The sequence below is a fragment of the Pararhizobium sp. DWP1-1-3 genome (genome assembly GCF_049896125.1).
Lineage (GTDB): Bacteria > Pseudomonadota > Alphaproteobacteria > Rhizobiales > Rhizobiaceae > Pararhizobium.
Genome location: NZ_JAFCTR010000001.1, coordinates 271,814 through 297,726, shown reverse-complemented (window position 1 = coordinate 297,726; position 25,913 = coordinate 271,814). Strand labels below are relative to the sequence as shown.

Genomic DNA, 25,913 nt, shown 5'->3' with positions numbered 1-25,913 from the left:
ATGACCGGACCTATCAGAACCCGCCGCGAAGGCGGCATTCTCGAAGTCACCATCGATCGGCCGAAGGCCAACGCGATCGATCTGGTGACCAGCCGCATCATGGGCGAAATCTTCGCCGGCTTTCGCGACGACGAAACGTTGCGCGTCGCGATCATCACCGGCGCCGGTGAAAAATTCTTCTGTCCAGGATGGGATCTGAAGGCGGCTGCCGGCGGCGATGCGGTCGATGGCGACTACGGCATCGGCGGCTTCGGCGGCATGCAGGAACTGCGCGACCTCAACAAGCCGGTCATCGCTGCCGTCAACGGCATCTGCTGCGGCGGCGGCTTGGAAATCGCCCTGTCGGCCGACCTGATCCTCGCCGCCGAACATGCAACATTTGCGCTACCGGAAATCCGCTCCGGTACCGTCGCCGATGCCGCCTCGATCAAGCTGCCCAAGCGCATCCCCTATCATATCGCCATGGACATGCTGTTCACCGGCCGCTGGCTGGATGTCACCGAGGCGCACCGCTGGGGCTTTGTCAACGAGATCCTGCCCGCCGACAAACTGATGGAGCGTGCCTGGGAACTCGCCCGCCTGCTCGAAAGCGGCCCGCCGCTGGTCTACGCCGCCATCAAGGAAGTGGTGCGCGCTGCCGAGGGCGAGGATTTCCAGACGACGATGAACAAGATCACCAAGCGCCAGTTCAAGACGGTCGACATCCTTTATTCGAGCGACGATCAGCTGGAAGGCGCGCGGGCCTTTTCGGAAAAACGCGATCCGGTGTGGAAGGGAAAATAACTGCCGCGCTGCATAAGGGACAACGGGGTGACAGGGTTTTCTGTGTCCTACTCTCATAAGCCTTGCTTATGATAACTGCAAAATTTTTACGTGAATACAGAGCATCTCTCAGCAGATACCATTAATTTTAACGGGGTTTTCGGCGTCGAAACTCCCATTTCACGAAAGGCTCGATCGCGGCAAACCAACCGCAAAAGTGACTGGCCTACCTGCCCCCGGGCAAGCATTCTAGGAACACACGATCGGTAACAATTGCAGAAAACAATAAACGGCGAAAAGCCATACAACAAAAAGGAACAGGGGAATGAGTGACTACAAGAACTATCTCGCCAATCAGGTCATGCTGGGCAAGATGAACCGCCGCGAATTCATCGGCCGCGCCGTGGCTGCCGGTGTGGCGCTCTCCAGCGCCGGCACCTTGTTTGCCTCTAGCGCTGAGGCACAGGAGCCGAAAAAGGGCGGCCACCTGAAGCTCGGCCTGGAAGGTGGTTCGGCCACCGATGCGCTTGATCCGGCCAAGGCGCTGTCGCAGGTGCTGTTCTGCGTCGGCCGCAACTGGGGCGATATGCTCGTCGAATCCCATCCGTTGACGGGGGCAGCCGTACCGGCACTGGCTGAAAGCTGGGAACCCTCGCCGGATGCCGCCGTCTGGACATTCAAGATCCGCAAGGGCGTGATTTTCCACGACGGCAAGGAACTGACCATCGCCGACGTCGTCAAGACGTTGCAGCGCCATACCGACGAGAAGTCGGAATCCGGAGCGCTCGGCGTAATGAAGTCGATCAAGACGATCGAGGAAAAGGGCGGAGATCTCGTCCTGACCCTGACCGAGGGCAATGCCGACCTGCCGTTGCTTCTGTCCGACTACCATCTGATCATCCAGCCGGGCGGCGGTTATGACAATCCGAACGCTGCTATAGGCACCGGTCCCTACAAGCTGACCAGCTTCGAGCCCGGCGTACGTGCCACATTCGAGAAGAACCAGAACGACTGGAACCCGAACCGCGGCTATGTCGACAGTGTCGAAATCATCAACATGAACGATGCGACGGCGCGTATTGCGGCGCTCTCCTCGGGCCAGGTTCACTATATCAACCGTGTCGATCCGAAGACCGTGGCGCTCTTGAAGCGCGCGCCGACCGTCGAAATCCTTTCGACTGCCGGCCGTGGCCATTACGTCTTCATCATGCATTGCAACACCGCGCCGTTCGACAATAACGACCTGCGCATGGCGTTGAAATACTCGATGGACCGCGAGAACATGGTGCAAACCATCCTCGGCGGCTACGGCAAGGTCGGAAATGATTTCCCGATCAACTCGACCTATGCCCTCTTCCCGGAAGGCATCGAGCAGCGCGCCTACGATCCGGACAAGGCGGCCTTCCATTACAAGAAGTCCGGCCATAGCGGTCCGGTCCTGCTGCGCACGTCGGACGTGGCCTTCCCGGGTGCCGTCGATGCGGCGGTGCTCTATCAGGAAAGCGCCAAGAAGGCCGGCATCGAGATCGAGGTGAAGCGCGAACCCGGCGACGGCTACTGGTCGAACGTCTGGAACGTGCAGCCCTTCTCGACATCCTACTGGGGCGGCCGACCGACCCAGGACCAGATGTACTCGACGGCTTACCTTTCGACCGCCGACTGGAACGACACGCGCTTCCTGCGTCCCGACTTCGACAAGGTGCTGCTTGAAGCCCGCTCGGAACTGGATGAAACCAAGCGCAAGGACATGTACCGCTCGATGGCCATGATGGTCCGCGACGAAGGCGGCCTGATCCTGCCGATGTTCAACGACTTCGTGAACGCCTCCACCAAGCAGGTGAAGGGCTATGTCCACGATATCGGCAACGACATGTCGAACGGTTACGTCGCAACCCGCGTCTGGCTTGACGCTTGATGACGGGCGACGGACCGATCAAGGGTCCGGCGTTGATAACGGGTACTGCTACTGCGGGGGGCGAAAGCCTCTCGCAGCCTGCGCCCGTTTCCGGAGCAATGGTGACGCCCGAATCGGCCGTCACCGGCACGTTCTGGCGCCGTTTCACCCTTCGCCGCCCCTTGGCGGCTCTCATCGTCCAGCGTCTTGGTTTGAGCGTTGGTCTCCTTTTCGCCGTGTCGCTGATGATCTTCGGCGGCGTGGAAGCCTTGCCGGGTGATTTCGCCACCACCTATCTCGGCCAGTCGGCCACTCCGCAGGCGGTGGAAAACATCCGCAAGGATCTTGGCCTCGATAAGCCGCTTGCCGAACGCTACCTCACGTGGCTTGGCGGCGCGGTCAAGGGCGACTTCGGAAAATCCTGGGCCAGCAAGAACTCCGTCAGCGAGCAAATCGGCAAGCGGCTTGGAAACTCCCTGTTCCTGGCCTTCTTCGCCGCGATCGTGTCCGTTCCCCTCGCCGTCGCCCTCGGCATGCTCGCCGTGCAATATCGGAACCGGCTACCGGACAAGATCATCAACGTGATCTCCCTGGCCGCCATCTCGCTGCCGGAATTCTTCGTCGGCTATCTCTTGATCCTGTTCTTTGCCGTTCAGATGGGGGTCGCGACCTTCCCATCCACCGTCTACGACAGTATGGGCTTTGGTGAACGGCTCTCCGCCATCGCGCTGCCGGTGGCAACTCTGGTGCTGGTGGTTCTTGCCCATATGATGCGCATGACCCGTGCGGCCATCCTCAACGTCATGGCATCTGCCTATGTCGAGACGGCGGAACTCAAGGGCCTCAGCGCTTTCCGCATCATTGCCAGGCACGCCGCTCCCAATGCCGTCGCCCCGGTCATCAATGTCATCGCGCTCAACCTCGCCTATCTCGTGGTCGGCGTCGTCGTGGTGGAAGTGGTGTTCGTCTATCCGGGCATGGGCCAGTACATGGTCGATGCGGTCACGGTACGCGACATGCCGGTGGTGCAGGCCTGCGGCCTCATCTTTGCCGCCTTCTACATTTTCCTCAACATGGCGGCGGATATTCTCGCCATCCTCGCCAATCCGAGATTGAGGCACCCACGATGAGATTGAGCTCCATTCCCCTTAGCGCCTGGGTCGGCCTCATCGGCATCGCCTTGGCCCTTTTCTGCGCCATCTTCGCACCCTGGATCGCGCCGTTCGGCGAACGCGATGTCGTCGGCGATATATGGCTGCCGATGGGCGGCGACTTCCTGCTCGGCACCGACAACCTTGGCCGGGACCTCTTGTCCCGCCTGATCTTCGGGGCGAGAACGACGATCTTCGTGGCGCTTGCCGCAACGGTCATCTCGTTTTCGCTCGGCATGCTCCTGTCGTTCACGGCGGCCGTCACCGGCGGCCTGATCGATCAGCTGTTCTCGCGCTTCAACGATCTGATGATGGCCATCCCGACGCTGATTTTCGCGCTGGTCGTGCTGGCCGTCCTGCCGCAGCAGCTGTGGATCCTGATCCTAGTCATGGCCATCCTCGACAGTACCCGCGTTTTCCGCATCGGCCGTGCCGTGGCGCTGGATGTGGCCGTCATGGAGTTCGTCGAGGCAGCACGCCTTCGCGGCGAAGGCACCGGATGGATCATTTTTCGGGAAATCCTGCCCAATACCCTGTCGCCGCTTCTGGCCGAGTTCGGCCTGCGTTTCGCCTTCTCCATCCTGTTCCTCTCCACCCTCTCCTTTCTCGGCCTCGGCATTCAGCCCCCAGCCGCCGACTGGGGCGGCATGGTCAAGGACAACAAGGACGGCATCATCTTCGGCATCTCGGCAGCCCTTGTGCCGGGTGGTGCGATTGCCGGCCTTGCGATCTGCGTCAACCTCGTCGTCGATTGGCTGATGAAGCGTACCTCGAGCCTCAAGGGAGGGCGCGGCGATGCCTGAATCTTTGCCTAACAAAAGTCTTCTGTCCGTCAGGAACTTGAAGATCGAAGCCACCAGCTATCCGCCGGGCGAACCGCCGAAAACGGTGACCCTAGTGGAAAATGTCTCTTTCGACGTCCAGAAGGGCAAGGTGCTTGGCCTGATCGGCGAAAGCGGTGCGGGCAAATCGACCATCGGCCTCTCCGCCCTTGCTTACGGCCGTGGGGGCGCCGCGATCACCGGCGGTCAGGTCCTGCTCAACGGCAAGGACATCCTAACGCTCGGCCGCGACGGTGTCCGCACCATCCGCGGCTGCAAGGTCTGCTATGTCGCCCAATCGGCAGCCGCAGCCTTCAACCCGGCCCACAAGCTCGGCGAACAGGTGATCGAGGCGGCACTGCGCCACAAGATCATGACCCGGCCGGAAGCCGAAAAGCGGGCCTTGTATCTGTTCCAGGTGCTCGGCTTGCCCAACCCGGAAACGTTTGGCGACCGTTATCCCCACCAGGTCTCCGGCGGCCAGTTGCAACGCGCCATGACGGCCATGGCGCTCTGCCCCAATCCGGAACTGATCGTCTTCGACGAGCCGACCACAGCGCTTGACGTTACCACGCAGATCGATGTGCTGGCGGCGATCAAGCATGCGATCGAGGAGACGCATACGGCGGCCCTCTACATCACCCACGACCTTGCCGTCGTCGCCCAGATTTCCGACGACATCATGGTGCTGCGCCATGGCAAGACCGTCGAATACGGCACGACCAGGCAGATCATCAAGGCGCCGAACGAGGACTACACGCGAGCGCTGGTCAGCGTCCGCCAGGCGCGCCGCGACGAAGCCAGGGATCAGAGCAATACGCTGCTGAAGATCGACCATATCAGCGCCGGATACGCCAATGGCTTCAAGGTGCTGCACAATGTGTCCATGCACCTGCCGAAGGGCCAGACGCTGGCGATTGTCGGCGAAAGCGGTTCCGGCAAGTCGACGCTCGCCCGCGTCATCACCGGGCTTCTGCCGCCCTCCGAAGGCACGATCACCTTTGACGGCAAGGTGCTCCCAAAGGCGCTTAGCGGGCGCAGCAAGGAAGAGCTGCGCCGCGTGCAGATGATCTACCAGATGGCCGACACGGCGATGAACCCGCGCCAGACCGTTCGCGATATCATCGGCCGGCCGATTTCCTTCTACTACGGCCTGCATGGGGCGAAGAAGACGGAGCGGGTCAAGCAGCTGCTCGACCAGATCGAGATGGGCGACCGTTTCCTCGACCGCTACCCGGCCGAACTGTCGGGTGGCCAGAAGCAGCGCGTAGCGATCGCACGGGCGCTTGCGGCAAAGCCGGAACTGATCCTTTGCGATGAGCCGACCTCGGCTCTTGATCCGCTGGTGGCCGAAGGTATCTTGAATCTGCTTCTGAGACTTCAGGAGGAAACCGCTGTTTCCTATGTCTTTATCACCCACGACATCGCCATCGTCCGCGCCATCGCCGACTCGGTCGCCGTCATGCATCGCGGCAAGCTGGTGCGCTTCGGGCCGAAGTCGAAAGTGCTTTCGCCACCGTTCGACGACTATACCGACCTGCTCTTGAAGTCGGTTCCGGAGATGGAAATCGGCTGGCTGGAAAAGGTTCTGACCACCCGCCGGATGGAAAGCGCCGGCAACTGAAACCCACAAAAATGGCCTTCCCTTCACGCATTTATTGAAGGGAAGGAACGCCGTCAGCTGACTATTTGGTGTTACAACTGACATCGCCCAGCCGCTGCATGGGCTGGTTGTTTGCGGTGACCGTCGTTTCGCCCTTGGTGGCGCAATCGGCTTTTTCGGATGATCCGGAACGCACCCGGACAAGCGGCTGACCTTCGATCATGATGCCTGGAACGATTTCGTAGCGATCGGCGGGGCAATTGACGACATCCGACAGCCTGAGCGCCGGCGCGCCGCCGATGAAAACACTCGACGCGCCGGACATGGCGCAGCCGGCAAGCGGCGAAGGCGCCGCATCGTCGGCAATAACCGGCGGGGCGGAAAAGCCGATCAGCATCAATCCAGCAACAACCACCTTCAACATGACAATATCCTTCCCGCTTGCGTCGCTCGAACCTTATGACGAAACGGACAGCAGCGCGACGGGCTGCCTAGAAATTCTCCGGAACGGACAGGATGCCGGATGACGGCGTATCAAAATAGCTGCGCACGGTTGCCGGCAATTGCCGCGAGTTTTCCGGCAACACGCCGCAGCGCGACAAAACCTGGCGCTTGTCCGGATTGGTGCCGAGATGGCGCCAAATGACGCGCGAGGCGTAAGGCAGGTTTTCCTTGCGCCAGGAAACCCCCATGGTGACGCCGCGCAGATAGACCCTCTGGTGCACCTCGAACGGGATCAAAATCGTCTGCGACATCATCGGCTGCCGGCTGACGCTGCGCTCGGTGATGAAAATGCGGTTTCGCAGGAACGCCGCCAGCCCCACATATTTCGAATACTGCCGGATCTCGTGGGCCGCATCACGGATGCGTTCGATCGATTTGACGTGGACGGAACCGTTTTCCTCCAGAAGCCGGGCACAGGAACAGACGACAAGGCCCGGCCAGGAGGGTGATAGATGATAGGTCTGGAAATAGCCCAGATGGCGGCGAAGAGACGGCAGATCGCCCGGAAGTCCTTCCAGCAAAAGGCCGCCATCCACCCTGCGCTGATCCGGGCGCATCAAGCGTGTCTGGAATACCGACGAAGCAAGGGAAAAGTCCTGAGCCCCCACCCCGAAGAATGCCGCGATCCGGGCAAGGTTGTGCGCCGACGGCCGGGCTTCGCCGGAAATATAACGGTTGAACTGCTGGCGATTGATGCCGATCTCCCGGCAGATCTGCGATATCGACGGCCACGTGGCGCAGGCAAAGCGCAGATTTTCCGTAAAAGCATCGATACCGGACACGGACAATTCCCTTCGCAGTTTTTCATAGCGTAAAGTCGCGTCAATCAGCGTCAAGTCGCGAAATTGTGCCCATCACTTTTACCGTTACGTTTCCTGATGAAAAACAGCGATAAAGGGAACAGCGAATGCGTGATTTCACCCAGAAGCCCGACGGCCTGATTGCCAGCGGCGGCGTCAATCGCCGGACTTTCCTCGGCGGCACGGTAGCGTTCGGACTTGCAGCCGGTTTCTCCGGCACATTGATCGCCGGCAAGGCGAGCGCGGAGGAGCCCAAGCGTGGCGGCCACCTCAAGCTTGGCCTCAAGGGCGGCGCCACCACCGATTCCCTCGATCCGGCCACCTATAGCGGTTCCGTCCTGTTCACCATAGGCCATCTCTGGGGCGATACGCTGGTTGAGTCCGATCCGGCGACAGGTGCTGCCCTGCCTTCGCTTGCCGAATCCTGGACGCCGTCGCCCGATGCTTCGGTCTGGACATTCAAGCTGCGCAGCGGCGTGACGTTCCACGATGGCAGCCCGCTGACCATGGCCGATGTCATCGCCACCCTGAAGCGCCATGCCGACGAAGGCTCCAAGTCCGGAGCACTCGGCCTGATGCGCTCGATCAAGACGATCGAGGACAAGGGCGGCGAGCTTGTCCTGACGCTGACCGAAGGCAATGCCGACCTGCCGCTGATTCTCACCGACTACCACCTGATCATCCAGCCAGGCGGCGGCGTCAGCAATCCTACCTCGACGATCGGAACCGGCCCTTACAAGCTTTCGAGCTATGAAGCAGGACTGCGCGCCACCTTCGAAAAAAACGCCGCCGACTGGCGCTCGGATCGTGGTTTCGTCGACAGTGTCGAAATCATCGTGATGAACGACAACACGGCACGGGTCGCGGCGCTTGCCTCCGGCCAAGTGCATTTCATCAACAATATCGATCCGAAGACGGTCCCGATGCTGAAGCGCGCGCCAAAAGTCGAGATCCTGAAAACCGCAGGCAAAGGCTTCTACAGTTTCTTGATGCACTGCGACACTGCGCCCTTCGACAATACCGACCTGCGGCTGGCGCTGAAATACGCCATCGACCGCCAGGCCATTCTCGACCGCATCCTCGGCGGCTACGGCAAGATCGGCAACGACTATCCAGTCAACGAGAACTATGCGCTGGCGCCCGAAGGTATCGAACAGCGTACTTACGATCCGGATAAGGCGGCCTTTCACTACAAGAAATCCGGCCACGACCGGCCGATCCCGCTGCGCACCTCGGACGCAGCCTTTGCTGGTGCCGTCGATGCCGCCGTGCTGTTTCAGGAAAGTGCTGCCAAGGCCGGCATCCAGATCGAGGTCCAGCGCGAGCCGGAAGACGGCTACTGGACCAATGTCTGGAACGTCCAGCCGTTCTGCGCCTCCTACTGGGGCGGCCGCCCAACCCAGGATTCGCGCTACTCGACATCCTATCTGTCGACCGCTGAATGGAACGATACCCGCTTCAAGCGCGACGATTTCGACAAGATCCTGCTCCAGGCACGCTCCGAACTCGACGAGACCAAACGCAAGGAGCTCTATCGCACCATGGCGCTGACGGTCCGGGACGAAGGCGGCCTCATCCTGCCGGTCTTCAACGACTATGTGAACGCCGCTTCGACATCGCTGAAGGGCTTTGTCCACGATATCGGCAATGACCTTTCGAACGGCTACGTGGCAAGCCGCGTCTGGTTCGACAATTGAAAAGCGGAATCACAGAGATGGATAGCATGTCCAAACGCAGCTTTACCCTGATCGAGAACGAGTGGATTATTCTCGCCGACGGCACCCGGCTTTCCGCCCGCATCTGGATGCCGGACGGCGCTGACGCCAGCCCCGTTCCAGCGGTGCTCGAATACCTGCCCTATCGCAAGCGCGGCGGCACCAATGCCCGCGACGAATCCACCTATCCGGTATTTGCGGCGGCCGGCATTGCCGGTGTGCGCGTCGATATCCGCGGCTCCGGCGAAAGCGACGGCGTCATCGATGGCGAGTACACGCCACGCGAACTCAGCGACGGCTGTGAGCTGATCGCCTGGATCGCTGCCCAGCCCTGGTCGAACGGCAATGTCGGCATGATGGGCATTTCCTGGGGCGGCTTCAACTGCCTGCAGGTCGCAGCCCTGAAGCCGCCGGCGCTGAAAGCGGTGATCTCCATCGCCTCCACCGTCGATCGCTACAATGACGACATCCACTACAAGAACGGCACCCATCTTTCAGCCCAGCTCTCCTGGGCTGCGACCATGCTTGCCTATCAGTCGCGCTCGCCCGATCCGGCGCTGGTCGGCGACAAGTGGAAGGACATGTGGCTGGAACGGCTGGAAAACGAGCCCTATTTCATGGAAGAGTGGCTCAAGCACCAGCGCCGGGACGCATTCTGGCAGCACGGCTCGATCTGCGAGGATTTCGAAGGCTTTCCGGTCCCCGCCATGGTCATTGCCGGCTGGGCCGACGGCTACCGCAACACGCCGATGAAGGCAGCTGAAGGTCTGGGCGACAAGGTGAAAGCCCTGATCGGTCCATGGGTACACAAATATCCGCATTTCGCCTGGCCAAAACCGCGTGCCGATTTCCATGGCGAGGCGATTGCCTGGTGGAACCACTGGCTGCGCGGCGAAGAAACCGGCGTCGAAGCGCTGCCGCAGATGCGCGCCTTCATCCTTGACGGCCCGAAACCGGCATTGCGCCGCAATGTCGAGCCCGGTTTCTGGGTGGCCAAGGACGAGTGGCATCCGCCCGAAATGCAGACCTTCTATATCGACCAGTTCGGCAGCCTTAACGAGGGCATGCCGATTGCCGGCGCCCATGATCACAACGCCTACCTGAAATCGCCGCTCGACACCGGCACGGCGTCCGGCGAATGGTTCACCCTGAAACCCGACGCCGAAATGGCCGGCGACCAGCGCATCGACGATGCCGGTTCGCTGACCTTCGAAACGGCGCCGTTGACAGAGGCCGTCGATTATCTCGGACAGCCGGTGCTGACGGTTGAGCTGACCTGCGATGACGATTGGGCCAATCTTGTTGTCCGTGTCGTCGATATCCATCCCGACGGCAGCGCCACCCGCGTCACATTCGGCGTGCTGAACCTTGCCCACCGCGATGGCAATGCCGAGCCGAAGCCGATGGAAAACGGCAAGAAGACCAGGGTGCAGCTGGTGCTCGACGCCTGCGGCTACCGGTTTGGCGTGGGGCATCGCATCCGGCTGTCGCTCTCCACCGCCTATTGGCCGATGATCCTGCCCGCCCCGTCCGATCCCGGCCTGACGCTCGATCTCGCCACGCTGGGACTGGCTATGCCAAAGCTCGGCGAACATCAGGTCATCACCATGCCGGAGCCAACCAATCCCGATCCATTGCCGAAATATATCGAGCATACGGCCGGCAGCACCCGCCGCCGGGTCGAGCGCGATATGACGACAGGCCGGACGCACTATTACATCTACGAGGATGGCGGCCTGACCGAACACCCCGATACCGGTCTGGCCACCCAGGATATCCGCGACGAAACCTGGACGATCGCCACGGACGACCCGTTGTCGATGACGGGAGTTTCGACCTGGACCTGTATCGCGAAACGCGAAAACTGGTCGGTCAAGACCGTTTCGGTCTCGCGGATCGCCTGCACGGCGACCGAATGGCTGACGTCTGCTTCCGTAGTTGCTTTCGAAGGGGAGACGCAGATCTTCGAAAAAACTTTCGACGAAACGCGCGTGCCACGCGACTTCATGTGAGAACGGGGGCGGCCTCTGCCAGGGCCGCAAGTGCCCGTTCCGCATCGTCAGCAGGCACGAAAACGTGGTCGTGGTGATAGGCAGCGACCACGTTGGCGCTGATGCCATGCCGCGTCAGCGCCACCGCAACCGCCGCCGTCAACCCGACGGCCTCAAGCGCCGAATGCACCGTCAGCGTGATGCAGCGCATCACCGGGCCATAGCTTAGCCCGGCCTTGTCGGCATCAGCCTTTTCGACAATCAGGGTCAGCCCCTCGTCCTCGCGAAAGAAGCCCAGCGGCTTCAGCGAAAGCCATTCATCCGCATCTGCCGGAACGCTGCAATAGACATAGTCGCCCGGCCGCAAGTCCGGCCGCATCTCGCGCAACAGCGTTTTGAGATCGGTAATGCCGCTCATTTCTCTCCCCTTGCCTTAACCCTGCTGGATCACACCGACGTGTATCCGGCTCGGAGGCTTGTCACTTTGGCGTTACGCACGCATTTGCGATTTGACCAGCCGGCCTCTGTTGGCCAGAGTTTGCTCATAAAGCAAGGGCGCATATCGCTGCAATCGGTAGCGGGTGCCTGTACCAAAGCCATCGTAGGAGGATTATCATGCCGCAGCTTGGAAAAGACAGGATTTCGAATACATCCAAACGCCCGCTCATTTTCGGGCTTGCCGGCGTGACGGCCATTGCCGCTGCGGTGTTTTCGATGTCCTCGACCTTCAGCATTGCCGCCGAAGAGGCCGTGGTCATTCCACCGCCCGCCATCGACGAGGCAGCGACTGCCACCACAGAGAAAGCCGTCTTCGCCGGCGGCTGCTTCTGGGGCGTGCAGGGCGTTTTCCAGCATGTGAAGGGCGTCAAGAACGCCGTCTCCGGCTATTCCGGCGGCGCCAAGTATACCGCCACCTATGAGACCGTCAGCGGGGGCGATACCGGCCATGCCGAGGCCGTCGAAGTCACCTATAATCCGAAGATGGTCACCTATGGCCAGTTGCTGCAGATCTACTTCTCGGTGGCGCATAACCCGACCCAGCTGAACTACCAGGGCCCGGACCACGGCACGCAATATCGCTCGGAAATTTTTGCGACCAACAGCGAGCAGAAGAAAATCGCGCAAAGCTATATCGCCCAGCTCGATAAGGCGAAGGTATACGGCGAACCGGTGGTCACCAAGGTGTCCGAGATGAGCGCCTTCTATCCGGCCGAGGAATATCACCAGGATTTCTTGACGCTCAACCCGACCTATCCCTACATCGTCTATAACGACATGCCGAAGATCGAAAACCTCAAGGCGTTGTTCCCGACGGAATTCAGCGCCACTCCGGTTCTTGTTCTGAAAGCCAAGGGCTGATCAGAGCGTTCCAACGAATTCGCTGACACCACGGCACAGCCGCCCAAAGCCTTCCCGCGCGCCCTCGCTCATGTGACGGGCGCGCAGCCACGCATGGATCATCTGCGGTTCGTCACGGTAGGTGACGTTGACGCCCGCAGCGATCAGCCGTTGCGCATACAAAGCGGCATCATCGCGCAGCGGATCGAAATGCGCCGCCGTGATATAGGCGGGCGGCAGGCCGGAAAAATCGGCCGCTTTCAAGGGATGGGCAAAGACATTGTCTGCCGATGCTTTCAGTACATCCCGGTAATAGGCGACATCGGCCGTCGTCAGGCCCGGCGCCTCTGCCATCTCAGCATAGGAGCCCGAGACAAGATCGCCGCCAAGCCCTGGGTAGATCAGCACCTGCCCAACGATACCGCCAATTTTCTCGACCTTGGCCTTCAGCACCATTCCCGCCGCCAGATTGCCGCCGGCACTGTCACCCGCCACGACCAGCGGCCGCCCATCGGCCAACAGCCATCGCAGCACCTCGAAACAATCGTCAAACGCGGCCGGCCAGACATGCTCCGGTGCCAGCCGGTAATCGATGGACACCAGTTCCGCCTTTGCCGCATGCGCAATCTCGGCACAGATGGCATCATGGCTGTCCAGCGATCCGACGACGAAACCGCCGCCATGAATGTAGAAAATCCGCGTTCGCGTGGCTATATCGGCCGGCCGGTACCGGCGCACGGAAATGCGCCCGCTAACCGTCTCGTCTTGCCGCTTCAGCCCTTCCGGCGACGGTGCATCGAACTCGGCGCACAGCACATCATACCAGTCCCGCTGCTGCTGGATGGACGCATCGACGGCATCGGCCGGATAGAAATCCTGGCAGCGCTTGTGGAAGGCAAGAATGCCGGGTTCGGTGGGGATTGGGCGATCTTTGGTCATGAAGAAACGATCCTGATTTGATACCCGAACATACCCGGATTTTTGGGACCGTTCTGTCCTCAATCCGACATCCTGCAAATTCCCCAGCCGTCTGGGTATGACAATGTCATGCACCCATGTTAATATCTGCGCATGCGAACCAGCAAACCCATCACCGTCACGCTTGGAAAACAGCAGGCTCTGCTGGACGATCGCCTGCAGTCAGGCGCCTACGAATCCGCCAGCGAAGTTATCCGCGCCGGTTTGCGTGCGCTTGACCGCGAAGAGGCTGCTTTGAGCGAGATAATGCGCGCGAAAATCCGGGAAGCAATCGACGATCCCCGGCCCGATATACCGGCAGCCGATGTCTTCGCACGGCTTCGCGCCCGTCATGCCGAAGGGCAGTGAGCATGGCCTACAAGATCGTCTTCCGTCCCTTTGCGGAACACGATCTTGTCGCACTCTATGAGTACATCGCCGAAAACAGCAGCCATGATCGGGCCGGAGCCTATATTGGCCGTATCGAACATGCATGCATCTCCCTTGCTGAATTTACCTTTCGTGGCGCAAAGCGCGACGACCTTTATCCGGGTCTGCGGATCATTGGCTTCGAACGGCGCGCATCGATCGCGTTCGTCGTGGAAAGCGAGACTGTTCGCATCCTGCGCATTTTCTACGGAGGCCGGGATTTTCCCGAGGACTGGGACGACAGTTGATCGAGAGGGTTACGCCAAACCTTTGTGAGCCTTGCCATCTCCCCCCGCAACCGTGTTAGCTAGGCCATGGCCTTCACGCTCCGTCAGCTCCAGTATTTCATCGCCGTCGCCGAACAGGGCTCCGTCACCCGCGCGGCGCAGAACATGTCGATCTCGCAGTCGTCGATCACCGAGGCGATCAAAGAGCTGGAGACAGATCTCGGCGTCGAGCTGTTCGAGCGCCATCCACGCGGGCTGCATATCACCCATAATGGCCATCAGTTCCTGCGCCACGCCACCAAGATCCTCGCCGGCGTCTCCGATGCCCGACGATCGTTTTCGCAGGAGCGGGAGGAGCGCACCGGCGGCAAGCTCAATCTCGGCGTCACCTCGCTGGTCGCCGGTTACGTGCTCTCCGATCTGCTCGCCCGCTACCGCCGCGCCTGCCCCGGCGTCGAGGTCAGCGCCATTGAAGACAATGGTTCCTATCTCGAACATCTCCTGATCGGCGGTGAGCTCGATGTCGCGGTCATGGTGATCTCCAACCTGCGTGACCGCATGGCGCTGCAGGCCGAAATCATCGAAACGTCGCCCTACCGCCTCTGGCTGCCGCTCGGCCATCGGCTGGTCTCCGCCGATATCATCTCGGTCGCCGATATCGCCAAGGAGCCGCTGATCATGCTGACGGTCGATGAAATCGAGGAAAATACCGGCAAGCTGTTGACGGCGCTCGGCGCCCGCCCGCATGTCGCCTTTCGCACCCGTTCCGTCGAAGCGGTGCGCAGTCTCGTTGCCACCGGCGCCGGCATCGCGCTGCTGCCCGATCTGGTCTATCGCCCCTGGTCTCTGGAAGGCGACCGGATCGAAAGCCGTGACGTCTCCGGTGCCCTGCCCGTTGTCCAGGTCGGCATGGTCTGGCGCAAGGGGTCCGGCCTGCCGCAATCGGCCAAGGATTTTATCGGGGTGGCGGAAGCTCTGCGCAGCGGCCGTTCACGCTGACCATCGCTAGATATCGGAAAAACCGATAGCGACATTCTGATTAATGGATTTGCGAAAGCGGCGAAATAGAGGCACCTTTCGTTTTGGGAACAAGACCGAAAAATTCGGACACCAAAACGGGAGACTGAAGATGAAGCAGATTCTGAAATCCTGCACCGCGCTCACCCTTTCGCTTAGCTTCGCCACCCATGCTTTCGCCACTGAGCCCTTGAAGGAACTCGGCAAGGGCGAAGGCGAACTGTCGATCGTTGCCTGGGCCGGCTATATCGAGCGCGGCGAGACCGACAAGGCCTATGACTGGGTCACCGGCTTCGAAAAGCAGACCGGTTGCAAGGTCAGCGTCAAGACGGCTGCGACCTCCGATGAAATGGTCGCGCTGATGAACGAAGGCGGTTTCGATCTCGTCACCGCATCCGGTGATGCCTCGCTGCGCCTCGTCGCGGGCAAGCGCGTCCAGCCGATCAATACGGACCTGATCCCGAGCTTCAAGACCGTCGACGAGCGCATGCAGTCGTCCCCCTGGTACACCGTCAACGGCGTGCATTACGGCGTACCCTATGTCTGGGGTCCGAACGTGCTGATGTACAATACCGAAGCCTTCAAGGGTGAGGCGCCGAAGAGCTGGGACGTCGTCTTCAAGGAAATGACCCTGCCGGACGGCAAGTCCAACAAGGGCCGCGTCCAGGCCTATGACGGCCCGATCCATGTGGCCGATGCCGCCAACTACCTGATGTTCCACAACAAGGAACTCGGCATCAAAGACCCCTACGAGCTCAACGAAGACCAGTACAAGACAGCGCTCGACGTTTTGCGCGTCCAGCGCACGCTTGCTAGCCGCTACTGGCATGACGCGATGATCCAGATCGACGACTTCAAGAACGAAGGCGTCGTCGCCTCCGGCTCCTGGCCGTTCCAGGTCAACCTGCTGCAGTCCGAAAAGCAGCCGATCGCCTCGACCATTCCGGAAGAAGGCGTCACCGGCTGGGCCGACACGACCATGCTGCATGCCGAAAGCGCCCATCCGAACTGCGCCTATATGTGGATGGAACACTCGCTATCGCCCAAGGTTCAGGGCGATGTATCCGCTTGGTTCGGCGCCAACCCTTCGGTAGGCGCTGCCTGCAAGGGCAACGAGCTTTTGACCGATGGTGGCTGCAAGGCCAATGGCTATGACGATTTCGCCAAGGTAAAGTTTTGGAAGACACCGACCTCGAAATGCGCCAGCGAAACAGAGTGCGTCCCCTATCACCGCTGGGTCTCCGACTATATCGGCGTCATCGGCGGGCGTTGATTTCTGATCTTTCCCTCCCCCTTGTGGGGAGGGTGGCCCGAAGGGCCGGGAGGGGTTCTTTTCTGTTAAAGAAAGTCCCCTCCCCAACCCTCCCCACAAGGGGGAGGGAGTTATCCGAACCAACCGCAAACACTTGCCACTCTTCATCGCTGATGAGGAATGATTGCCGTTACCCACGGAGTACCCCATGACCGCCGCCGTCCTGTTTGAAAACGTCTCGCGCCATTTCGGTGCCGTCAAAGCCGTCGATGCGGTCGATCTCGAAATTGCGGCCGGCGAGTTCTTTGCCATGCTCGGCCCTTCCGGTTCCGGCAAGACCACCTGCCTGCGGCTGATGGCCGGCTTCGAGCAGCCAACCGGCGGCCATATCGAGATTTTTGGCGAGACTGCCGAAGGCGTGCCGCCCTATCGCCGCAGCGTCAACACGGTGTTTCAGGACTATGCCCTGTTCCCGCATCTCTCCATCCTCGACAATGTCGCCTACGGCCTGATGGTCAAGGGCGTCGGCAAGGAGGAGCGGCGCAAGGCAGCCGAAGACGCGCTCGCCATGGTCAAGCTTCCCGGCTACGGCCAGCGCCGCCCGGGCCAGCTGTCCGGTGGCCAGCGCCAGCGTGTGGCGCTGGCCCGCGCCCTCGTCAACAAGCCCAAGGTGCTGCTGCTCGACGAACCGCTCGGCGCGCTGGATCTGAAGCTGCGCGAGCAGATGCAGGAAGAACTGAAGACCCTGCAGAAATCGCTCGGCATCACCTTCGTCTTCGTCACCCACGACCAGGGCGAGGCCCTGTCGATGGCCGACCGCATCGCCGTCTTCAATGACGGCAAGATCCAACAACTCGGCACGCCGGAAGATATCTACAAGCGGCCGCAGACCCGCTTCGTCGCCGATTTCGTCGGTTCCTCGAATGTGCTGTCCAGCGCCACCTGCGCCAGGCTTGGGGTTCCGGCGAAAGCCGCCAGCCTGCGGCCCGAAGCCATCGCCATCGGCACCTCCTGGGCCGAACAGCTGAGCCTGCCCGGCACCGTCACCGCCCGCAGCTTTTTGGGCGCGACCAACCGCGTCAGCGTCGATTGCAGCGGCGAAAAGATCATCGTCGCCAGCCCCGCCGCCATGCCGGTGCCCGATATCGGCGCCGAAGTGCAGCTCGCCTTTTCGCGCAACGACCTCCACCTGATGGAGGAAGCATGAGCGCGCTCGTCACTCCCGCAACAATCCTGCCGAACAGGCCCGGCCTGATGGGAAGGCTGTCGGACTTCCTATGGAAGCATCCACATGTTTTTCTGGCCATCCTGCTCGGACCGCCGGTGCTCTGGCTCGGCATCATCTATCTCGGCTCGCTGTTTGCGCTTTTGCTGCAGAGCTTCTTTTCGATCGATGATTTCTCCGGCCTGATCAATTACGAGTTCACGTTCGCGACCTACAGGCAGCTGCTGTCGGATGCCAATTTCGACATCATCGTCCGCACGGTGACGATGGCAGCCGTGGTGACGATCTTCTCGGCTCTGATCGCCTTCCCGATCGCCTATTACGCGGCGCGCTACGCCAAGGGAAAATGGAAAGCCGTGTTCTATCTCGGCATCATGCTGCCGCTCTGGTCGAGCTATCTGGTCAAGATCTACGCCTGGAAGCTGATCCTCGCCAAGGAGGGCATCCTCACCTGGGCTTTTGCCAAGCTTCACCTGCTCTGGCTGCTCGACGGCTGGCTGTCGCTCCCCATTATCGGCGGCAATTCGCTCTCGGTCAGCTATACCGGCACCTTCCTCGTCTTCGTCTATGTCTGGATGCCCTTCATGATCCTGCCGATCCAGGCAGCGCTGGAGCGCGTGCCCGGCAACCTGATCGAAGCCTCGTCCGATCTCGGCGGCACGCCGCAGCAGACGTTTCGCCACGTGCTGTTTCCGCTCGCCCTTCCCGGCATCGTCGCCGGCTCGATCTTCACCTTTTCGCTGACACTCGGCGATTACATCATCCCGCAGATCGTCGGCTCGTCGCGGCTGTTCATCGGCCAGGCCGTCTATGCCCAGCAGGGCACCGCCGGCAATATCCCGCTCGCCGCCGCTTTCACCGTCGTGCCGATCGTCATCATGGGCCTCTATCTCTTCATGGCCAAACGTTTGGGGGCCTTCGATGCGCTCTGACCGCTCCACCTCCGCGCCGCTGTCCTTGAAGATCGCCGCCATCGGTGGCCTCGCCTTCCTGCATATCCCGATCCTGTTGATCTTCCTCTATGCCTTCACGACGGAAGAAAAGAGCTACCAGTTCCCGCCGCCCGGCCTGACGCTGCAATGGTTCGCCGTCACCTGGAACCGTCCGGATGTCTGGGCAGCCCTCACCCTGTCAGTCAAGGTCGCGACCGTCGCCACGGCGATCGCTCTCGTCCTCGGCACGCTGTGCGCTGCCGCCGTCAGCCAGACGCGCTTCTTCGGCCGTGAGACCATTTCGCTGCTGGTCATTCTACCGATTGCCCTTCCCGGCATCATTACCGGTATCGCGCTGCGCTCAGCCTTCTCGTTTGCCGATATCCCCTTCTCGTTCTGGACCATCGTGCTCGGCCACGCCACCTTCTGCATCGTCGTCGTCTACAATAACGCCGTCGCCCGCTTCCGCCGAGTCTCCGGCTCGCTGATCGAGGCCTCGATGGATCTCGGCGCCGACGGGTTCCAGACCTTCCGCCACATCATCCTGCCGAATATCGGCACCGCACTTCTGGCCGGCGGCATGCTCGCCTTCGCGCTGTCCTTCGATGAGGTGATCGTCACCACCTTTACCGGCGGCCAGCAATCGACCCTGCCGATCTGGATGCTCGAAGAACTCATCCGCCCGCGCCAGCGGCCGGTCACCAATGTCGTCGCCATGGTGGTGATGCTGGTCACCTTCCTGCCGATCCTGGCCGCCTATTACCTGACGCGCGACGGCGACCAGATCGCCGGTGCGGGAAAATGAATTTGAGCGAATAGGGGGTAGCGAGTAGCGAATAGGGTGTTACGTCCACGAGCGGTTTAAAGACCCTGTTCGCTACTCGCTACTCGCTATTCGCTCCGTCAAAACAACGGAGAACTTCTATGGACACGCAATTGCTGATCGGATCGACATTCGAAGCCGGAACCGAGGCAGAGGAACTGATCCTCAATCCGCGCACCGGCGCCAAGATCATCGACCTCGCCGAAGCCTCGCAATCGCAGATCGAGCGTGCCGTCGACGCCGCCGAGAAGGCCTTCGACACGTGGTCGATGACCACACCGGGTGAGCGCTCCGGCTATCTCTTGAAGATCGCCGATGCCATCGAAAAGGATGCGGATGCCTTCGCCGCACTTGAAGCCTTGAACTGCGGCAAGCCGATCAATGCCGTGCGCAACGACGAACTGCCGGCCATCGTCGACTGCTGGCGCTTCTTTGCCGGTGCCATCCGCACGCTGCATGCCACCGTCGCCGGTGAATATCTGCCCGGCCATACCTCGATGATCCGCCGCGATCCCGTTGGGATCATCGGCTCGATCGCGCCGTGGAACTACCCATTGATGATGATGGCCTGGAAGCTGGCGCCTGCCATTGCCGGCGGCAACACCGTCGTCTTCAAGCCATCCGAACAGACGCCGCTAACCGCGCTGAAGATGGCCCGCCTGCTCGCCGATATCCTGCCGGAGGGTGTCGTCAACGTCATTCTCGGCCGCGGTGATACCGTCGGCAATACGCTGATCAACCATCCGAAGATCGGCATGGTTTCGATCACCGGCGATATCGCCACCGGCAAGAAAGTGCTGCAGGCCGCCGCCAAAACCGTGAAGCGCACCCATCTCGAACTCGGCGGCAAGGCGCCGGTCATCGTCTACGACGACGCCGACCTCGAAGCCGTCGTCAACGGCATCCGCACCTTCGGCTACTATAATGCCGGCCAGGACTGCACCGCCGCCTGCCGCATCTACGCGCAGGACGGCATCTACGAAAAGCTGGTCGCCGACCTCACCTCCGCCGTCTCGACGATCAAGTACAATCTGGCCGACGATACTGAAAACGAGATCGGCCCGCTGATCTCAAAGCGCCAGCGCGACCGGGTCGCAAGCTTCGTCGAGCGCGCCACCGAGCAGAAACATATCGAGATCACCACCGGCGGCGCAATCGGCAGCAAGGACGGCTTCTTCTTCCAGCCGACCGTCGTTGCCGGCGCCACCCAGGAAGACGAGATCGTCCGCCGCGAAGTCTTCGGCCCCGTCGTCTCCATCACCCGCTTCACCGAAAACGACCAGGCCGTGAAATGGGCGAACGACAGCGACTACGGCCTCGCCTCCTCCGTCTGGACCAAGGACATCTCCAAGGCGATGAAAGCCGCATCCCGCCTGCAATATGGCTGCACTTGGATCAACACCCACTTCATGCTGACCAACGAAATGCCCCACGGCGGCGTCAAGCAATCGGGCTACGGCAAGGATATGTCGATCTACGCGCTGGAGGACTACACAGCCGTCAGGCATGTGATGATCAATCACGGATAGGCTGTCAGGCCACCAGGATCACCGGCCACGGGCCTCGCTCTATCAATGCGCGAGGCCTTTCCTGTATCTCGTGCAGCACTACGAACTGGTTTCAAGCAGCTGAGCCCTCTGCCACAGGGATCGGGAAATTTTCACTCGGTTGAATAGTTTTGCTTTTCCGGCCGAATAAACTTGATAGAAGAAGTCACCTTACAAGGCGATTTGAAGCCCTTGCCATGTCCCCGCTATTGGTGCCGGGAGGCATCAAATCATTGAAGACGACTGGTGATCTTTTGACAAACGCGACTGCCTCCACTCACGACACAAACACCTCCTTCAGGCCATCCGGCCTGAAGGAGGTGTTTGCCGGCGAGCATGCCTGGTGCGGCGAAAAGATGATGCTGTCGTCGGAGCTGGAAGGTGGCGTTCCGCTTGCCGAATTTTTCGGCTCCGGCGGCTTTACCGCAGCCCTTGATACCTATGCCAGCACCCATGGCAAACCCGACCGGCGCGCCGTTGCGTCCATGTGGTCGCTCTACTATTTCTCGATGCTGACGATCCCCTATATCGTTGCGCGCCGCGCTGACCATGTTCTGCCGGTCGCAGCCAGCGACATGACCATCGCGCTTGCCGAAGACGGGCTGCCGCGCGCGCTCGGTCTCGCCCGTGAAGGCGATTGGAGCGAAGGCAAGGACGCGAGCCTTTTGCACTTCGTCATGCCACTGATCAGCCAGCATCTCGCCGAAATTTTTGTGCAATTGAAGTCACTTGGCGGCATTGCGCCAAAACTCGCCTGGAACAATGCGGCTGTCTATATCGACTACGCCTTCAACGCCACCGAGCGGGAGCGCCCGGCCGATGGCGACGCCTGGGCGTCGCGCGCGCTGTTTTCGCAGCCGCACCTGCCGGACGGCAGCGCCAACCCGTTCCTCGGCTGCCTGCGCCACGAAGTGGAAGGCGAAGAAACCCTCTGCCGCCGAAGGTCTGCTGCCTGCGTTATCTCTTGCCGGGCATACCAAGCTGCGGCGAACTCTGCGCTCTGCCCGCCCAGAGAAAGCAATGCCAAAGAAAGCAATGATGGTGAAACGCCTCCTCCTCTTGACCCTCTGTCTGTTTCTGACTTGTACCGCCATGCCGAACGCACAGGAACGCTGGCCGCTGACGCTGACCGACGCGATTGGCCGCCAGGTGACGATCAGGGAAAAACCCAAGGCGATCCTGCTCGGCAGCGGCTTCAATCTGGTGGCGCTGTCGCTGATCCATCCCGATCCCGTCAGCCTGCTGGCCGGATGGTCTGGAGACCTGAAGGGCGACAACCCGGAAATCTACAAGGATTTCGTTGAAAAATTTCCGGCGCTTGCGGATGTTCCGATCATCGGCAATGGCACCGGCGACGGCCTGTCTTTCGAGACGATCCTGTCGCTGAAAGCCGATCTTGCCATCATGGCCAACTGGCAGGCCGATACCGATCTCGGCAAGCGGGCGATAGACTATCTCGAAAGCACCGGTGTTCCCGTCTTCGTCGTCGATTTCAACAGCGATCCCTTGAAGAACACGCCTGACAACATGCGGCTGCTCGGCAAGATCCTGGAGCGCGAAGACCAGGCCAACGCCTTTGCCGATTTCTACGAGGAACACCTGAAGCGCATTACCGACCGGGTCGCCGCCAATCCGGCGCCCGGCCCGACCGTGCTGATGGATGCTTTCCCCAATCCGGATCGCTGCTGCTATGCCTATGGCACAGGCGGCCTTGGCGAATTTATCGGCATTACCGGCAGCCGCAACATTGCCGACAAGAACCTGCCGCGCCAAGGCGGCATCGTCAGCAGCGAGTACCTGATCGAGGCCGACCCGGAGGTCTATATCGCCACTGCTTCGCCGGGCGGAACCTATAGCGTCTTTTCAATCGGCCCCGGCGTTCCGGCCGACGAGGCCCGCAAGACGCTCGGCGAAGCCGTGAAGAATCCGGTTCTGGCCAACCTGGCGGGCGTGCAAAAAGGCCGCGTGCATGGGGTGTGGAATTTTTTCAACGCCGTGCCGCTGAATATTCTGGCAGCGGAGGCTTTTGCCCGCTGGCTGCGGCCGCAGATCTTTGGGGATATCGATCCGGACCAGTCGCTCAAGGAAATCAACGAGCGCTTTGCCGCAGTTCCGTTCCGTGGTTCGTACTGGATCAGCCTGGAATAGAAAATTGGCCGGAGATGGGTCTCCGGCCAATGTGGTGCAGTCCCGTTAAGCGGCTTTTTTCATCGCCGTTGCGTTGACTGAAGCTTCCGCCAGTGCGGTCAGCGCGTGATCGGTAGCGCCTTCCTGCTGCAAAGTCTCGTCCAGCAGCTTGACCGCATCTGTGAGGCCGAGCATACCGGCCCAGGTCTTCAGGGTGCCGTAACGGGCCATTTCATAATGTTCGACAGCTTGGGCTGTTGCCAAAAGGCCGGCGTCGAGCGCTGGCGAGCCCTTGAATTCTTCGAGGATTTCCTCGCCTTCCTCGACGATACCGTCGATCGCCGGGCAGGTCTTGCCGACAGCGCGCTTGCCGAAGATTTCAAACACCTGCTGCAGGCGCTCGATCTGGCCTTCGGTCTCATCACGATGCTTTTCAAACGCCGCCTTCAGCTTCGGGCTCTGCGCGCCCTTGGCCATTTTTGGCAAGGTTTTGAGGATCTTGCGCTCGGCGTAGTAGACATCCTTGAGCATATCATAGAACAGGTCTTCCAGGGCTTTCTCGGCCATTGTTCTCTTCCTTTTCCGCAATTGAAACATGTCGGGGGCGACGAGCAAGTAACGGTCGATCCCGTACTTTGTTCCGCTGGCGCCTACGATCGCCGGTTCGTGCCACAGCCGCTTCCATCGCGGCGCCGCCCCGCCTATATAGGAGGCTGGAGGACTTTGATGATCTGGATTTTCCCTGCGATAGCAGGCCTTTTAATCGTATATTTCGCCATGCGCTCGTCGCGCTTCCGGCGTTTTGCAGAACCGGTGCTGAGCATTCTTGTCGCTTTGGGGCTTGTGTCGGCTTTCGTCGTCTGGATGAGAGACGGTGCTGGCGAGAGCAACGACACCGATCCGCCCCCCTTCACCCAGAACCGTCCGGTCATCCTGCCGGAAGAGATTGCGCTGGAAGGCCTGCAGTTCACCCGCAACCGGCCGGATACGAGCTACCGGGTCACCGGTACGGTCGTGAACAAAAGTGCCGCCAATCTGACCAATTTCAATCTGACCGTGACGCTTCAGGACTGCCCTGATGATGTCTGCAAGACGGTCGGCGAAGACACGGCCCTGATCCTTGCCCGCGTTCCCGCCGGCCGGGAACAGACGTTCGAAACCTTCTTCACCTTCCCCTCCCGCTTCGGCGTTGAGCCCGCAGCGCCGAAATGGACGGCGCAGATTTCCAACATCCGCGGTGTGGCAGCGCAATAATGCACCCGCTCTTGGTCAGGGCCGGCTGATCTCGTCGAGATACCAGTTGATATAGCGCAGCTCGTTCTGCTCCATCGGTGCGATCGGACCGGGCACGAAATAATGCGAGCGGACGCCGCGCGAGGTGTGCTCGATGATCGATTTGTCCTCGTCGGTCGTCACTGTCCAGAGCCATTTCAGCTTTTCAAGATCATAGTCGACACCTTCTTGCGCCTCGCCATTGACCAGCCAGATCAGCTCCATCTCGCAGGCTTCCGGCCCTTTCGGAATGAACCGGTAGATCATGCCGTGGTCGGGATAACAGACGAGGAACGATGTGCCGCCGAGATGGACGGAGGTGACGCCACCGTCGAATTCGGTGAAGCGGCCCATCAGGGTGCTGAGCGGCGAACCGTCCTGGCTACCGGTCTTGACGCCATCATAGAGCGCATAGCGGAAGGCATGGATGGTTTCCTTGCCGTTTTCCGAGGTCTGCCAGTGATCGCCGGAACCGACCTGGATGCCGAGCGCGCAGGTGCGCTCCTCCATCGCCGCGTTCAGCGCCTCGATCATGTGCAGCGGCTGTTCGAGCGCGTGGGTCTGCGAATATTCCGGATGCGCCGGACCGCAATGGTAGCACTCGACATAGTTTTCGACCGCCAGCTTCCAGTTGGCATCGACCGGATAGCTCTGCCGGTAGGCGACCTTGGCCTGCCCCCAGCCATATTGGCCGCAGGTGGCATGCAACAAATTTTCGACCTCGGTGAAATCAAGCGGATTGTCGGCAAAGGAAATGAACACCAGGCCTTCGACGACGCGGACATGCAGCTTTTTCAGCCCGTGATCTTCCCGCCTGAAATCCTTCGGCATCAACCGGGCTGCCCGCAAGGATCCGTCATTGCCATAGGTCCAGGCATGATAGGGACAGACGAAGACACGGGCATTGCCCTTGTCCTTGGTGCAGACCTCGGCGCCGCGATGGCGGCAGACATTAAGAATAGCATGAATGGTCCCGTCCGCATGCCGCGTCAGGATCACCTGCTCGGAGGCCATGCGAAAGACCTCGAAATCGTTCGGCTTCGGAATGACGCTCTCATGCGCGACGCAATGCCAGTGGCGTCGAAACACACGCTCCAGATCACGCTCGTAAATATCCACGTCCCGGTAGAACGGCCGGGCGAGACCATGGCCAGGCTTGTGGGCGGCGACGAGCTGGTCGATGCGGTCGCCCTCGGCAACGCTGTTGGAAAGTTCGGGCGCGAGCATGCTTTTATCTCCTGAAAGACCTCACCGGAAAAATCGCGTCCCGGCGCGCGCACTCAATGCTGCGGAGCTGTATGGCTCCCTCTTCTCCCCAACGGGGAGAAGGTGGCCCGAAGGGCCGGATGAGGGGGGAGCTGCAGATTAGACATCTGCCGAACCGCCCCCCTCATCGCCTCGCATCCGCTCGGCACTTCTCCCCGCTGGGGAGAAGAAAAAGCCGCCCCTAACTCTAGCCCTCTCCCCGCAAGCGGGGATAGGGAACGACAGAGTTTGCCGCTTGTCCCTTCTCCCCGTTTACGGGG

Annotated in this window: 24 protein-coding genes and 1 pseudogene; 19 read left to right on the top strand and 6 right to left on the bottom strand. The window is 60.8% G+C overall.

Annotated elements, in window-relative coordinates; all coding sequences use genetic code 11:
* The 5 genes from ACP7BS_RS01400 (at position 1) to ACP7BS_RS01380 (ending at position 6,252) form a co-directional block, all read left to right on the top strand.
* Entirely contained in the window at positions 1–783 is a 783-nt protein-coding gene (locus ACP7BS_RS01400; RefSeq protein ID WP_426235519.1) for a carnitinyl-CoA dehydratase, read from the top strand.
* Between the two features lie 304 nt (positions 784–1,087).
* The gene (locus tag ACP7BS_RS01395) at positions 1,088–2,677 is read left to right on the top strand and encodes an ABC transporter substrate-binding protein (protein WP_426235517.1); all 1,590 of its coding nucleotides are present in this window, start codon (positions 1,088–1,090) and stop codon (positions 2,675–2,677) included.
* A complete protein-coding gene (locus tag ACP7BS_RS01390; RefSeq protein WP_426227548.1) occupies positions 2,677–3,786 on the top strand; it encodes an ABC transporter permease in 1,110 nt (369 codons plus the stop codon). The genes ACP7BS_RS01395 and ACP7BS_RS01390 overlap by 1 nt, the downstream gene beginning before the upstream one ends.
* Entirely contained in the window at positions 3,783–4,610 is an 828-nt protein-coding gene (locus ACP7BS_RS01385) for an ABC transporter permease (RefSeq protein WP_426235515.1), read from the top strand. The genes ACP7BS_RS01390 and ACP7BS_RS01385 overlap by 4 nt, the downstream gene beginning before the upstream one ends.
* A complete protein-coding gene (locus ACP7BS_RS01380; RefSeq protein WP_426235513.1) occupies positions 4,603–6,252 on the top strand; it encodes an ABC transporter ATP-binding protein in 1,650 nt (549 codons plus the stop codon). Before ACP7BS_RS01385 ends, ACP7BS_RS01380 begins: the two co-directional genes overlap by 8 nt.
* Before the next feature lie 61 nt (positions 6,253–6,313).
* Here the strand turns inward: ACP7BS_RS01380 and ACP7BS_RS01375 are convergent, their stop codons facing one another.
* Positions 6,314–6,655: a hypothetical protein gene (locus tag ACP7BS_RS01375; RefSeq protein WP_426235511.1), complete on the bottom strand. Its 342-nt coding sequence runs from the start codon at positions 6,653–6,655 to the stop codon at positions 6,314–6,316.
* 67 nt (positions 6,656–6,722) lie between these two features.
* Positions 6,723–7,508: a helix-turn-helix domain-containing protein gene (locus ACP7BS_RS01370; protein ID WP_426236446.1), complete on the bottom strand. Its 786-nt coding sequence runs from the start codon at positions 7,506–7,508 to the stop codon at positions 6,723–6,725.
* Positions 7,509–7,642: 134 nt separating this feature from the next.
* Here ACP7BS_RS01370 and ACP7BS_RS01365 point away from each other — a divergent pair, with 134 nt between their 5' ends.
* Both ACP7BS_RS01365 and ACP7BS_RS01360 read left to right on the top strand, forming a co-directional pair.
* Entirely contained in the window at positions 7,643–9,232 is a 1,590-nt protein-coding gene (locus tag ACP7BS_RS01365) for an ABC transporter substrate-binding protein (RefSeq protein ID WP_426235509.1), read from the top strand.
* 26 nt (positions 9,233–9,258) lie between these two features.
* Positions 9,259–11,262: a CocE/NonD family hydrolase gene (locus tag ACP7BS_RS01360; protein ID WP_426235507.1), complete on the top strand. Its 2,004-nt coding sequence runs from the start codon at positions 9,259–9,261 to the stop codon at positions 11,260–11,262.
* Here the strand turns inward: ACP7BS_RS01360 and ACP7BS_RS01355 are convergent.
* Positions 11,255–11,659 carry an ACT domain-containing protein gene (locus ACP7BS_RS01355; protein ID WP_426235506.1) on the bottom strand — a complete coding sequence of 135 codons (405 nt, stop codon included), beginning with the start codon at positions 11,657–11,659 and terminating at the stop codon, positions 11,255–11,257. The genes ACP7BS_RS01360 and ACP7BS_RS01355 overlap by 8 nt on opposite strands.
* A gap of 221 nt (positions 11,660–11,880) precedes the next feature.
* Here ACP7BS_RS01355 and msrA point away from each other — a divergent pair, with 221 nt between their 5' ends.
* A complete protein-coding gene (gene msrA, locus ACP7BS_RS01350; RefSeq protein WP_426236444.1) occupies positions 11,881–12,600 on the top strand; it encodes a peptide-methionine (S)-S-oxide reductase MsrA in 720 nt (239 codons plus the stop codon).
* On the opposite strand, the gene ACP7BS_RS01345 is transcribed toward msrA, so the two are convergent.
* Positions 12,601–13,518, bottom strand: coding sequence for an alpha/beta hydrolase (locus tag ACP7BS_RS01345; RefSeq protein WP_426235504.1), 918 nt, complete (start codon positions 13,516–13,518; stop codon positions 12,601–12,603).
* Between the two features lie 132 nt (positions 13,519–13,650).
* On the opposite strand from ACP7BS_RS01345, the gene ACP7BS_RS01340 reads away from it, so the two are divergent.
* The 10 genes and pseudogenes from ACP7BS_RS01340 (at position 13,651) to ACP7BS_RS01295 (ending at position 23,136) form a co-directional block, all read left to right on the top strand.
* Positions 13,651–13,905, top strand: a complete 255-nt coding sequence (locus tag ACP7BS_RS01340) for a type II toxin-antitoxin system ParD family antitoxin (protein WP_426235502.1) — start codon at positions 13,651–13,653, stop codon at positions 13,903–13,905.
* Positions 13,906–13,907: 2 nt separating this feature from the next.
* The gene (locus tag ACP7BS_RS01335; protein WP_426235500.1) at positions 13,908–14,213 is read left to right on the top strand and encodes a type II toxin-antitoxin system RelE/ParE family toxin; all 306 of its coding nucleotides are present in this window, start codon (positions 13,908–13,910) and stop codon (positions 14,211–14,213) included.
* A 66-nt stretch (positions 14,214–14,279) separates the two neighbouring features.
* Positions 14,280–15,191: a LysR family transcriptional regulator gene (locus ACP7BS_RS01330; RefSeq protein ID WP_426235498.1), complete on the top strand. Its 912-nt coding sequence runs from the start codon at positions 14,280–14,282 to the stop codon at positions 15,189–15,191.
* Positions 15,192–15,321: 130 nt separating this feature from the next.
* Positions 15,322–16,482 (top strand): ABC transporter substrate-binding protein, encoded by a 1,161-nt coding sequence (locus tag ACP7BS_RS01325; protein WP_426235496.1) that lies wholly within the window; start codon positions 15,322–15,324, stop codon positions 16,480–16,482.
* 187 nt (positions 16,483–16,669) lie between these two features.
* Positions 16,670–17,668 (top strand): ABC transporter ATP-binding protein, encoded by a 999-nt coding sequence (locus tag ACP7BS_RS01320; protein ID WP_426235494.1) that lies wholly within the window; start codon positions 16,670–16,672, stop codon positions 17,666–17,668.
* Complete coding sequence (locus ACP7BS_RS01315; protein WP_426235492.1) at positions 17,665–18,618, top strand: ABC transporter permease; 954 nt, start codon at positions 17,665–17,667, stop codon at positions 18,616–18,618. Before ACP7BS_RS01320 ends, ACP7BS_RS01315 begins: the two co-directional genes overlap by 4 nt.
* Positions 18,608–19,423, top strand: a complete 816-nt coding sequence (locus ACP7BS_RS01310; protein WP_426235490.1) for an ABC transporter permease — start codon at positions 18,608–18,610, stop codon at positions 19,421–19,423. The genes ACP7BS_RS01315 and ACP7BS_RS01310 overlap by 11 nt, the downstream gene beginning before the upstream one ends.
* A gap of 119 nt (positions 19,424–19,542) precedes the next feature.
* A complete protein-coding gene (locus ACP7BS_RS01305) occupies positions 19,543–20,970 on the top strand; it encodes a gamma-aminobutyraldehyde dehydrogenase (protein ID WP_426235488.1) in 1,428 nt (475 codons plus the stop codon).
* A 374-nt stretch (positions 20,971–21,344) separates the two neighbouring features.
* Positions 21,345–22,027 (top strand): annotated as a pseudogene (gene fhuF / locus ACP7BS_RS01300) (siderophore-iron reductase FhuF).
* A 53-nt stretch (positions 22,028–22,080) separates the two neighbouring features.
* The gene (locus ACP7BS_RS01295) at positions 22,081–23,136 is read left to right on the top strand and encodes an ABC transporter substrate-binding protein (RefSeq protein WP_426236442.1); all 1,056 of its coding nucleotides are present in this window, start codon (positions 22,081–22,083) and stop codon (positions 23,134–23,136) included.
* Between the two features lie 45 nt (positions 23,137–23,181).
* Here ACP7BS_RS01295 and ACP7BS_RS01290 read toward each other — a convergent pair whose 3' ends face one another.
* On the bottom strand, positions 23,182–23,682 hold the full coding sequence (locus ACP7BS_RS01290; RefSeq protein WP_426122594.1) for a ferritin-like domain-containing protein: 501 nt from the start codon (positions 23,680–23,682) through the stop codon (positions 23,182–23,184).
* Positions 23,683–23,841: 159 nt separating this feature from the next.
* On the opposite strand from ACP7BS_RS01290, the gene ACP7BS_RS01285 reads away from it, so the two are divergent.
* Positions 23,842–24,369: a hypothetical protein gene (locus ACP7BS_RS01285; RefSeq protein ID WP_426235486.1), complete on the top strand. Its 528-nt coding sequence runs from the start codon at positions 23,842–23,844 to the stop codon at positions 24,367–24,369.
* 15 nt (positions 24,370–24,384) lie between these two features.
* Here ACP7BS_RS01285 and ACP7BS_RS01280 read toward each other — a convergent pair whose 3' ends face one another.
* Positions 24,385–25,614, bottom strand: a complete 1,230-nt coding sequence (locus tag ACP7BS_RS01280; protein ID WP_426235484.1) for an aromatic ring-hydroxylating oxygenase subunit alpha — start codon at positions 25,612–25,614, stop codon at positions 24,385–24,387.
* Between the last annotated feature and the right edge of the window lie 299 nt (positions 25,615–25,913).

Coding starts and splice junctions, on each gene's coding strand:
- ACP7BS_RS01335 (WP_426235500.1), top strand. CDS start 13,908: ATGGCCTACAAGATCGTCTTCCGTCCCTTTGCGGAACACGATCTTGTC.
- ACP7BS_RS01355 (WP_426235506.1), bottom strand. CDS start 11,659: ATGAGCGGCATTACCGATCTCAAAACGCTGTTGCGCGAGATGCGGCCG.
- ACP7BS_RS01280 (WP_426235484.1), bottom strand. CDS start 25,614: ATGCTCGCGCCCGAACTTTCCAACAGCGTTGCCGAGGGCGACCGCATC.
- ACP7BS_RS01290 (WP_426122594.1), bottom strand. CDS start 23,682: ATGGCCGAGAAAGCCCTGGAAGACCTGTTCTATGATATGCTCAAGGAT.
- ACP7BS_RS01345 (WP_426235504.1), bottom strand. CDS start 13,518: ATGACCAAAGATCGCCCAATCCCCACCGAACCCGGCATTCTTGCCTTC.
- ACP7BS_RS01380 (WP_426235513.1), top strand. CDS start 4,603: ATGCCTGAATCTTTGCCTAACAAAAGTCTTCTGTCCGTCAGGAACTTG.
- ACP7BS_RS01320 (WP_426235494.1), top strand. CDS start 16,670: ATGACCGCCGCCGTCCTGTTTGAAAACGTCTCGCGCCATTTCGGTGCC.
- ACP7BS_RS01310 (WP_426235490.1), top strand. CDS start 18,608: ATGCGCTCTGACCGCTCCACCTCCGCGCCGCTGTCCTTGAAGATCGCC.
- ACP7BS_RS01365 (WP_426235509.1), top strand. CDS start 7,643: ATGCGTGATTTCACCCAGAAGCCCGACGGCCTGATTGCCAGCGGCGGC.
- ACP7BS_RS01340 (WP_426235502.1), top strand. CDS start 13,651: ATGCGAACCAGCAAACCCATCACCGTCACGCTTGGAAAACAGCAGGCT.
- ACP7BS_RS01285 (WP_426235486.1), top strand. CDS start 23,842: ATGATCTGGATTTTCCCTGCGATAGCAGGCCTTTTAATCGTATATTTC.
- ACP7BS_RS01385 (WP_426235515.1), top strand. CDS start 3,783: ATGAGATTGAGCTCCATTCCCCTTAGCGCCTGGGTCGGCCTCATCGGC.
- ACP7BS_RS01400 (WP_426235519.1), top strand. CDS start 1: ATGACCGGACCTATCAGAACCCGCCGCGAAGGCGGCATTCTCGAAGTC.
- ACP7BS_RS01315 (WP_426235492.1), top strand. CDS start 17,665: ATGAGCGCGCTCGTCACTCCCGCAACAATCCTGCCGAACAGGCCCGGC.
- ACP7BS_RS01330 (WP_426235498.1), top strand. CDS start 14,280: ATGGCCTTCACGCTCCGTCAGCTCCAGTATTTCATCGCCGTCGCCGAA.
- ACP7BS_RS01360 (WP_426235507.1), top strand. CDS start 9,259: ATGTCCAAACGCAGCTTTACCCTGATCGAGAACGAGTGGATTATTCTC.
- ACP7BS_RS01305 (WP_426235488.1), top strand. CDS start 19,543: ATGGACACGCAATTGCTGATCGGATCGACATTCGAAGCCGGAACCGAG.
- ACP7BS_RS01375 (WP_426235511.1), bottom strand. CDS start 6,655: ATGTTGAAGGTGGTTGTTGCTGGATTGATGCTGATCGGCTTTTCCGCC.
- ACP7BS_RS01395 (WP_426235517.1), top strand. CDS start 1,088: ATGAGTGACTACAAGAACTATCTCGCCAATCAGGTCATGCTGGGCAAG.
- ACP7BS_RS01390 (WP_426227548.1), top strand. CDS start 2,677: ATGACGGGCGACGGACCGATCAAGGGTCCGGCGTTGATAACGGGTACT.
- ACP7BS_RS01325 (WP_426235496.1), top strand. CDS start 15,322: ATGAAGCAGATTCTGAAATCCTGCACCGCGCTCACCCTTTCGCTTAGC.
- ACP7BS_RS01295 (WP_426236442.1), top strand. CDS start 22,081: ATGCCGAACGCACAGGAACGCTGGCCGCTGACGCTGACCGACGCGATT.